The sequence below is a fragment of the Kitasatospora sp. NPDC059599 genome (assembly GCF_042735125.1).
Classification (GTDB): domain Bacteria; phylum Actinomycetota; class Actinomycetes; order Streptomycetales; family Streptomycetaceae; genus Kitasatospora.
This window is the reverse complement of the sequence record NZ_JBHWCL010000122.1, coordinates 1-8,701: the sequence shown is the minus strand read 5'-3', so window position 1 is coordinate 8,701 and position 8,701 is coordinate 1. Positions and strand designations below refer to the sequence as shown.

General features: G+C 76.1%; 5 protein-coding genes. 1 reads left to right on the top strand and 4 read right to left on the bottom strand.

Annotated features, from left to right (window positions below; all coding sequences use genetic code 11):
* Positions 1 to 64: 64 nt before the first annotated feature.
* The 4 genes from ACFV04_RS32270 to ACFV04_RS32255 all read right to left on the bottom strand — a co-directional run bounded on the left by ACFV04_RS32270 (position 65) and on the right by ACFV04_RS32255 (position 5,562).
* Positions 65 to 2,176 carry an FUSC family protein gene (locus ACFV04_RS32270; protein ID WP_380534341.1) on the bottom strand — a complete coding sequence of 704 codons (2,112 nt, stop codon included), beginning with the start codon at positions 2,174 to 2,176 and terminating at the stop codon, positions 65 to 67.
* Between the two features lie 9 nt (positions 2,177 to 2,185).
* Entirely contained in the window at positions 2,186 to 3,520 is a 1,335-nt protein-coding gene (locus tag ACFV04_RS32265; RefSeq protein ID WP_380534339.1) for an HTTM domain-containing protein, read from the bottom strand.
* A complete protein-coding gene (locus ACFV04_RS32260; RefSeq protein ID WP_380346690.1) occupies positions 3,517 to 4,179 on the bottom strand; it encodes a DUF5819 family protein in 663 nt (220 codons plus the stop codon). Before ACFV04_RS32260 ends, ACFV04_RS32265 begins: the two co-directional genes overlap by 4 nt.
* Positions 4,180 to 4,329: 150 nt before the next feature.
* Complete coding sequence (locus tag ACFV04_RS32255) at positions 4,330 to 5,562, bottom strand: rhodanese-like domain-containing protein (RefSeq protein ID WP_380346691.1); 1,233 nt, start codon at positions 5,560 to 5,562, stop codon at positions 4,330 to 4,332.
* A 278-nt stretch (positions 5,563 to 5,840) separates the two neighbouring features.
* On the opposite strand from ACFV04_RS32255, the gene ACFV04_RS32250 reads away from it, so the two are divergent.
* The gene (locus tag ACFV04_RS32250; RefSeq protein ID WP_380534337.1) at positions 5,841 to 8,651 is read left to right on the top strand and encodes a SpoIIE family protein phosphatase; all 2,811 of its coding nucleotides are present in this window, start codon (positions 5,841 to 5,843) and stop codon (positions 8,649 to 8,651) included.
* The last annotated feature ends 50 nt before the right edge of the window (positions 8,652 to 8,701 follow it).

Here is an 8,701-nt window from a genome sequence, read left to right as displayed (position 1 = left end):
TCCCCCCGCCCCGCCCCCCGCCCGGCCCACCCCCGGTCGGGGCGCGGCCGGCCCAGCGGCCCGCCTACCGCGGCTCCGCGCTCCCCCGCAGCGCCCGCTCCAGGTCCCGCAGCGCCTGCTCCACCAGCCGGCTCCCCGCCCGCACCACGTCCCGCTGCACCCCCGCCGGCGACCGCGCCAGCCGCTCCTCCAGCCGCGCCTGCGCGTCCCGCACCGCCCCGAACTCCACCGGCCGGCCCGTCAGCAGCGCCCCCGCCGCGAGCGCGGTGGCCAGCCGCAGCTCCTCCGCGTACTCCGCCGTACCCGCCACGGGTTCGGCGTCCGCCGCCGGCAGGTGGGCCTCCAGCAGCACCGCCGCCCGCCCGAGGTGCCCGACCGCCGCGCGGGCCCGGTCGACCTGGCGCCGGCTCACATCGGCCAGCCCGGACTCGTGCCGCCCCGGTTCGGCGTCGGCCCGCTGCATCGCCTGGATCAGCTCGGACCGCGCCTCCCGCGAGTCCAGCAGCGCGCTGCGCACGGCCCGTCCGCGCGGCGCGGCCGGCGTCTCGTAGCAGGCGATCACCGCCCCCGCGTACCGCCCGGCCGCCGCCAGCCACTCGGCGAGCCGCTCCCCGAGCCGGGCGGTCTGCCAGGTCGGGAACAGCGCGTACGTGACGAGCGCGATCGACCCGCCGAGCAGCGTCAGCCCGACCCGTTCGACGGCGGTCACCAGCGGGTCGCCCTGCTGCAGCCCGAGCAGGAACACCACGTACGTCGAGATCCCGACGGTGGTCAGCGCGTACCCGGTCCGGAACGCGAGGTACGCCCCGCCGATGCAGCACACCGCCAGCGCGGCCAGCACCCACTCCCCGGGGTGGGCGAGCTGCACCACCAGGGTGGAGACGGCGACCCCGACGACCGTCCCGGCGAGCCGGGCGACGCCCCGGCTGTAGGTCTGCGCGAAGTCCGGCCGCATCACCATCGCGGCGGTCATCGGCGCCCAGTAGCCGTGGTGGAAACCGGCCAGCCGGGCCAGCAGGTAGGAGACGGTGACCACCCCGGTGAGCCGGACGGCGTGCTGGAAGATCGCCGAGCGCGGCTGCAGCTGACGGCCCACGGCCCGCAGCGCGACCGGCAGCATCCGGCCGATCGTCGGCTTGTACAGCGCCCCGCCGGCCCCGACCACGGGCGTGGTGATGGTGTCCTCGTCGCCGCGGTCCAGGGTGTCCGCGGCCTTGCGCAGCAGTCCGCCCAGGCGGCGGGCGGACCGCCGGGCGGCTCCCCGCAATCGGGGCGCGTCGTCCGGCGGGACGAGGGAGAGCGAGGGCGCGGACCGGGGGAGCCGGACCGGCTCGCCGGTGCGGATCGCCCGGGCGAGGGCGTCCATGACCTCGGCGGAAGCGGCCAGCACCTCCCGGGCCCGGTCGCGTTCCGGTCCTTCCCCGGGGGCGCCGACCTTGGGGTCGGCGAGCGCGGCCAGGGTGGGCCGGATCCGTTCGGCGAGGCCGCGCAGGCCGCGCAGCTCGGCCGGCCGGTGGCGGTCCTGCCAGGGGGTGACGGCGGAGGCGTGCCGGGCGGTCATGAACGGTTCCGGGTCCACGTGCGCGGTCGGGTCCTGGCGCAACCGGCGCGCGTAGTCGGCCAGTTCGGCGTAGGTGTCGGCGAGGGCGTCCCGCTGGGCGGTCCAACTCCCGATCGGCCAGAGGGTGATGACGGTGGCCTGGACGACCCCGCCCAGCGCGGCGACCAGACCGTGGCCGAGCGCCTCGGCCGCACTGACGGGGAGCTGGACGACGATCAGCATCACCGAGACGGTGTTGGTCGCGACCACGCCGGCGGTGGGCCCGATCGCCCAGGCCAGCCCGGCGACGAAGGCCCACACCGCGAGCAGCACCGGGAACAGGCCGGGGACGCCGGCCGCCAGGTAGCCGAGGAAGGTGCTGATCCCGAGTCCTGTCCCGGCCGCGACGGCGAGGCTGGCCCGGGGCCGGAAGCTGCGCTGGAAGGTGGCCGAGCCGGCGATGAACGCCCCCATCGCGGCCGAGGTGGCGAGCGAGACCCCGCCGAGCGCGAGCGTCGGGAAGAGCACCAGCGCCACGGCGACCGCCCCGCGCATCGCCCGCTTGGGGTCGGTGAGCGCCCGGTCCAGGGTGAGCCCGGTCCGTGCGGTGTCACGAAGCGCATCGAACCAGGACATAACGACATCCTAGGGGGCGGGCCTCCACCGGATCCGGCTCGTGAGGACCCGGCTCACCCGCGCCGCCCACAGCAGTGCGCCGGTCGGCAGGAACACCGCGTCCGCCGCGATCATCGCGAGCGAGAACACCGGCAGCCCGAGGACCACCGCGATCCCCACGTGCTCCAGCACCATGACGGCCAGCAGCACGTTCTTGACCCGCCGGTCGAGCAGGGTGAACGGGAAGGCCACCTGCAGGACCACGGTTCCGTAGGAGATCAGGAAGACCGGCAGCAGCATCGAACCGACCAGCGCGGACAGCCCGGGCCAGGGGGTGAAGTAGTCCAGGTGCAGCGGGTAGTACAACGCGGTGCCGTCCTGCCAGCGCGAACCCTGCACCTTGTACCAGCCGGCCGTCGCGTAGATCAGCACCACCTCGACGGCGATCACCAGCATCGCGCAGTTGTGCACCATGGTGGCCAGCGCGTCGAGCACCGCCCGCGGTTCGCCGTCCGGGTGCAGCCGCCCGAGCACCCACCAGACCCCGGCCACCGCCCAGAGCCCCCAGAACAGCGGCGACCACCCGAGGTACGGGAAGGTCCGGGCGGTCCAGGTCAGGCCGGTGCCGGAGAAGCCGCCGAACTGACAGGCCGCCAGGACGGCCCCGAGCACGGCCCAGAGCACCACCCCGGTCCGGCCGGACCGCCCGGTCCGCGCCCGCCGGGCGTCCAGCGACCAGACCTCGGCGCAGCGGGTGAAGACCAGGTAGACCGCCATCAGGTGCACGACGTTGTCGCCGCCGTCGCCGAGGAAGACGTCGCGGTTCTGCAGCGACAGCACGGTGACCAGGAACAGCACGGTGCTCGCCCTGGTCCGCCAGCCCAGCAGCACGGCGAGGGCCGCCAGCACCCCCAGGTGGTAGACCAGTTCGAACCAGGGCCGCCCGTCGAACCAGGGCAGCACGGTGAACGCCCCGTCGTCGCCCAGCAGCCGGTCGGCGAGCTCCATCGACCAGGGGGAACGGTCCCCGTACAGCACCCGGCGGTTGGGCCACTCGCGCAGCAGGTAGGCGAGCCAGACCAGTCCGAAGCCGATCCGCACCACCGCGGCCTGGTGGCGCCCCAGCACCCGACCGGTGAAGGCCTCGACGGCCCGTCCGAGCAGTTCGGCCGGGCCCGGCCCGCGCGGCGCGGACGCGTCCGGCCGGTCCGGCCCGGGTACGGACGGCTGCCCGGCGCCGGCCTGCCCCGGGACACCGTCTCCCGGCACCGCGCCTGGCCCCGGCACCACGCCGTCCGTCAGCACCGCGCCGGCCGGGGGCGGCGCCCCCTCCGGCCGGGGTTCCCGCTCCGACACCTCGTTCATCCGAGCAGCCCCCGGTAGTCCTCGTCCGCCACCGGCCACCACGGCAGCTCCCGGACCTTGGCTGCGGGCGGCGCGGCCTCACCGCTCCAGGTCGGCGGCGCGACGGTGGTCGTGGTCACCCGGAACCGGATCTCCAGGATCCGCTCGCCGCCCGCGTCCCGGCCGATCCGCTGCAGCGCGATCCGCTTCAGGTACTGCTCGGCGAGCTTGCCGCGCGGGGTCGTCGGCGCCTCGTCCTGAGGGTCGTGCGAGCCGTCGTAGAAGTCCCAGGCCCGGCGCAGCAGGTTCTGGTCGACGTGGCTGGGCGCCGGGTTGCCCCTTATCGCGGCGATGTCCCGCGCGGTCAGCCCGGTCCAGTCCCGGGTGCTGGTCGCCCCGCCGGGCGCGACGGTCCGCACCTGGGCGTCCAGGCTGACGTTCTGCTGCAGCGGGTTGGGGGCGAACAGCTTCCAATTCTGCTCGAACTCCGGGTAGACCACGCCGTCGATCTCGTCCCGGTACTGCCGGGACAGCGAGTTGGCCGGCGCCACGTGCAGGAACACCGCGGCGAGGAACAGCCCGGTACCGCCGATCAGTGCCGCCCCCGCGAGGCCGATGACGAGCTGCGCGGGCCTCGACCAGGCCCTCCCCCGGGCCGGCCGGTCCGTCGTCTCCGTCATGGCCTCCCCAGCCCGGTCGGCGGGCGGTGGTGCCCGGCCCGGTACCGGCGCGCCCGCGCGCCCATCCTGCCCTACGGGGCGGGACGGGCCGCGGCGGGCCGGGAGGCCCGGAAACCCGGGAGGCCCGGGAGGCCCGGGAGGCCCGGGGACCTACAGGACGAAGGCCTCCTGGCCGGTGCTGCTCACCATCGGACGGCCGGCGCTCTGCCAGGCGTACATCCCGCCGTCCACGTTCACCGCTTCCCGGCCCTGCTGGACCAGGTACTGGACGACCTGCGCGGAGCGGCCGCCGACCCGGCAGAGCACGTACAGCTTCTCCTCGGGCAGTTCGCCGAGGCGGGCGATCACCTGGCCGAGCGGGATGTGCAGCGCGCCGTCCACGTGGCCGGCGTCCCACTCGTCCTGCTCGCGCACGTCCAGCAGGGCGGCGTCGGCGGGCACGGCGGCGGCGTCGGCGGTGGGGATCTGCGCGAACATCGTGTGGCTCTCCTGGGCGTGGGAAGGCGGGTCGGTCGGGTCCGTGCCATTGTCGCCCACCGGCACCGGCGCCGGCCCGGAGCCGTCCACCGGACCGCGGGCGCCGAGCAGCCGTTCCAGCTCGGCCTGCCGGTCGGCGGCCTTGGCCAGCAGCTCCTCGGCGAGCTGCTCCAGCAGCCGGTCCGGGTCCTGCGGGGCGAGGGCGAGCAGCTGCCCCATCGGGGTCTGCTCCAGCCGGACCTGCTCGGCGGCGGTCCGGGCGATCTTGTCGGTCAGCCAGTCCAGCCGCCGGTGCAGCCAGTCCGACCGGTCGGGGGAGTCGACGGCGGGCGCGGCCTCCGGCGCGGTGGACCACTCGGCGGACAGGCCCTCCAGCGCGGCGGCGTCCCCGAGCGCGTAGGCCTCGTTGACCCGGACCAGGAAGGCCGCCCGGCGTTCCTGCTCGGCCGGGTCGGTGGTGAGGTCGGGGTGGGCACGGCGCACCAGCTCGCGGTAGACCCGCTGGGCCTCCTTGCCGGGCCGCACCCGGGCCGGCGCGGCGGGCGGCGGCGGGGCCGCCTCCTCCCCCTGGCCGGACTGCTCCCGCTGCTCCTGCACGGAGTCGAACAGGGCGTCCAGGTCGGGCAGTTCCTCGACCTGGCGGCGGGCCTCGGCGGCCCGGCGCAGGTCCTCGGGCAGACCGGTGCGGGCCGCTACCGCCTCGGCGACCAGCGCGTCCAGCTCGTCCAGCCGGGCGTACAGCGGGCCGAGCAGCTGATGGTGGATCAGGGCGAAGTTGTCGATCTCGACGCGCAGCGTCTGCACGTCCACGTCCATGCTCAGCCAGGCGAGCTCGGCGGCGGCGACCCGCTCCTCCAGCTGCTGCTGCTCCGGGTCCGTCCAGCGGGCGGGGCTCTGCGCGCTCACTTCTCGCCTCTGTCTCGTCCGGCCGGCTGCGTCCTGCGGGTCCGCCGCACCGGCGGCCCGGCCTGCCACCCTACCGCCGCGTGCGGAAGCCCCGTCCGGGTGAACCGGAGGTGCGGACCGGCGCGCACCCCGAGACACGCAACCGAAACTGAGGAATCTCCCCGTTTCGGTATCAAGCCCGGCCCGGTCCGTGCTTCGCTGGTATCCGCACAGCGTGCCTTCCTCCGGAGGAACGGCCGCCTCCAGGCGTGGCGGCCAGGCGGGAGCAGACCGAATCCATGGTGGCCGAGTCCAACTCCACACCGCGTCCGGCGGCCGACGGACCCGCACCGGGCGACCACCCGGCGGGCGTGGCCGCCCTGGTCCGGCTCGCCCTCGTCCAGGTCGACCGGTCCGGCCGGATCGCGCAGTGGGGCCGAGCCGCCGAGGAACTGTTCGGCCACCGCGCCGAGGTCGCCCACGACCGCCCCGCCTCCGGCCTGCTGCCCGCCTTCGAGTCGCGGGTGCTCGGCCGGTGCTCGGTCCGCCGCGCCTGCGACGCGTTCGACACCCTCGCCGAGCTGACCGCAGCCGGCCGCCCCTGGGCCGGCCGGCTGACCGTGACCGACCGCGAGGAGCACCAGCGCGACGTGCTCTGGTGGGCCTACCCGCTGCCCGGCCCGGCCGGCGGGCTGCTCGCGCTGGCCGCCGACGCCCGTCCGCTGCGCACGGCCGGCCCCCGGCTCGCGATCGGCGAGCGGCTGCTGCCGTTCTCCGCCGCACCCGCCGCCCGGGGCGGCTTCCACGGGCTGGCCGCGGCGCTCACCGCGCCCACCGACCGGGTGCCCGAGCCCTTGGCCCGGCTGCTCCCGGCCGCCCACCGCGCGGCGATGCTGACCGCGGTCGGACTCGGTGGACCGCCCGCCCTTCGACTGGACGCGGTCACCGTGCTGCCGGTGCTGCCCGCCGACGCGCAGAGCGGGACGGCGCACGCGGCCGCCGGCCTCGGCCGCCGCTACCCGACGCCGCAGCAGCGCGCCGCCCGGGTCGGCCCGCCGCCGCAGCCCGAGCAGACCGCGCCCGGGCGCCGCCCGGCCGCGCCGCTCCCGGCCCAGCGCGAGGCCACCGGGGACGACGCCGACCACAGCGGGGCCGACCGGCACGACGCCGCCGAACTCCCGGTCTCCCGGCCGGTCGCCGCCGTCAGCGGTGCCGCGGCCGGCGCCGGTCCGTCCGTCCCCCCGCCGGCCTCCGGCCGGGAGGTCCCCCCACCCACCGGAGGAGGTGCCGCCATCGACCGAGCCCCCGTCGGGTCGGCCGCCAACGGCCACCCGCCGCCCCGCGCCGACCGGGCACCGGACGCCCCCGCCGCGCCCGTCCCGGTTCCGGCCCCCGCGAGCGCCGAGCCCCCGCCGAGCGGCCGGCTCGGCCCGTTCCTCACCAACGGGCAGGCCGGCGAGCAGCTGGCCCTGCTGAACGAGGTCGGCGGCAAGGTCGGCACCACCCTCGACCTCGGCTTCACCGCCCACGAGCTGTGCAAGGTGCTGGTCCCCCGGGTCGCCGACTTCGCCTGCGTGGACCTGGTGGACGGGCTGATCTCGGACTCCGAGCTGCCGGTCGCCCGCCCGGACGACGACACCATGCTGCGCCGGGTCGCCCTGGTCCACAACGAGACCGGCGGCGCCTGGGAGCACGTCCTCACCGAGGGTTCGCTGGTCAGCATGCCGCGCCGCACCCCGCCCGGGATGGCCCTGCAGCTGAACCAGCCGGTGCTGGTCCCGGTGGTCAGCGCGGACGTCGCGGTCGACTACGCGATCGCGCTCGGCGGCGTCCGGCTGGCCCCGGTGGTCTCCGGCCGCTCGATGCTGGTCGTCCCGCTCTCCGCCCGGGGCACCGTGCTGGGCATCCTCAAGCTGCTCCGGCTGCCCGACCGCGCCCCCTTCGACGAGAGTGACGCGGCGACCCTCAAGGAGCTCGCCGTCCGCGCCGCGCTGTCGCTGGACAACGCCAGGCTGCACCGCGCCGAGGCGAGGGTCGCCACCACCCTGCAGCGCTCGATGATCCCGACCCGCCCGCCGCAGATCCCCGGTGTGCAGATCGCCCACCGCTACCTGCCCGGCGACCCCAAGGCCGAGGTCGGCGGCGACTGGTTCGACGCGATCCAGCTGCCCGGCAGCCGGGTCGCCCTGGTGGTCGGCGACGTGATGGGCCACGGCATCCACTCGGCGGCCGCGATGGGCCGCTTCCGCACGGCCATGCAGACCCTCGCCGCCCTGGACCTGCCACCCGGCCAGCTGCTGCGCCACCTGGACAACCTGGCCCACAAGCTCGGCGACGACCACCTCGCGACCTGCCTGTACGCGGTCTACGACCCGATCAACCGGACCTGCGAGCTGGCCAGCGCCGGCCACGTCCCGCCCGTCCTGGTCCACCCCGACGGCACCGGGGAGCTGTTGGAGATCCCGGCCGGTGCGCCGATCGGCGTCGGCGGGGTGCCCTTCGTCGCCAAGACCATCGACGTCTCGGACGGCTCGATGCTGGTGCTGTGCACCGACGGCCTGGTCGAGGTCCGCGGCGGGGACATAGGAGCCGGGCTGGCCGCGCTCTGCGGCAACCTGATCGACCCGCAGCAGAGCCCCGAGCAGGCCTGCGACGAGGTGCTGCGGCGGCTGCACACCGACGACCGCAAGGACGACGTCGCCCTGCTGGTGGCCCGCTTCGACGGGGTCGCCCCCTCCGAGGTGGCCACCTGGGACCTCACCGTGGACCACCGCGAGGTCCGCCGGGCCCGTTCGCTGGTCCGCGAGCAGCTGGCCGGCTGGCACCTGGAGGCGATCAGCGACACCACCGAGCTGCTGGTCAGCGAGCTGGTGACGAACGCGGTCCGGGTCGCCCGGGACCGCGTCCAGCTCCAGCTGATCCGGGTGGACAAGCTGCTGGTCGAGGTCAGCGACGACAACCACAACCTGCCCTCGCTGGAACCGGCCGAGCAGCTCGGCGAGACCGGCCGCGGCCTCACCCTGGTCACCAAGCTCGCCGAGCGCTGGGGCACCGCCCGCAAGGCGGTGGGCAAGGTCGTCTGGTTCGAACTGCCCCTGCCGCGCGCCTGACGGCCGCGTACGGGTGTCCGTACGCGGCCGTCAGGGACGGACGGCGGTGC

Bases quoted from the DNA above. Each gene is read 5' to 3' on its own strand.
- ACFV04_RS32270 (WP_380534341.1), bottom strand. From the start codon at position 2,176: ATGTCCTGGTTCGATGCGCTTCGTGACACCGCACGGACCGGGCTCACC.
- ACFV04_RS32265 (WP_380534339.1), bottom strand. From the start codon at position 3,520: ATGAACGAGGTGTCGGAGCGGGAACCCCGGCCGGAGGGGGCGCCGCCC.
- ACFV04_RS32260 (WP_380346690.1), bottom strand. From the start codon at position 4,179: ATGACGGAGACGACGGACCGGCCGGCCCGGGGGAGGGCCTGGTCGAGG.
- ACFV04_RS32250 (WP_380534337.1), top strand. From the start codon at position 5,841: ATGGTGGCCGAGTCCAACTCCACACCGCGTCCGGCGGCCGACGGACCC.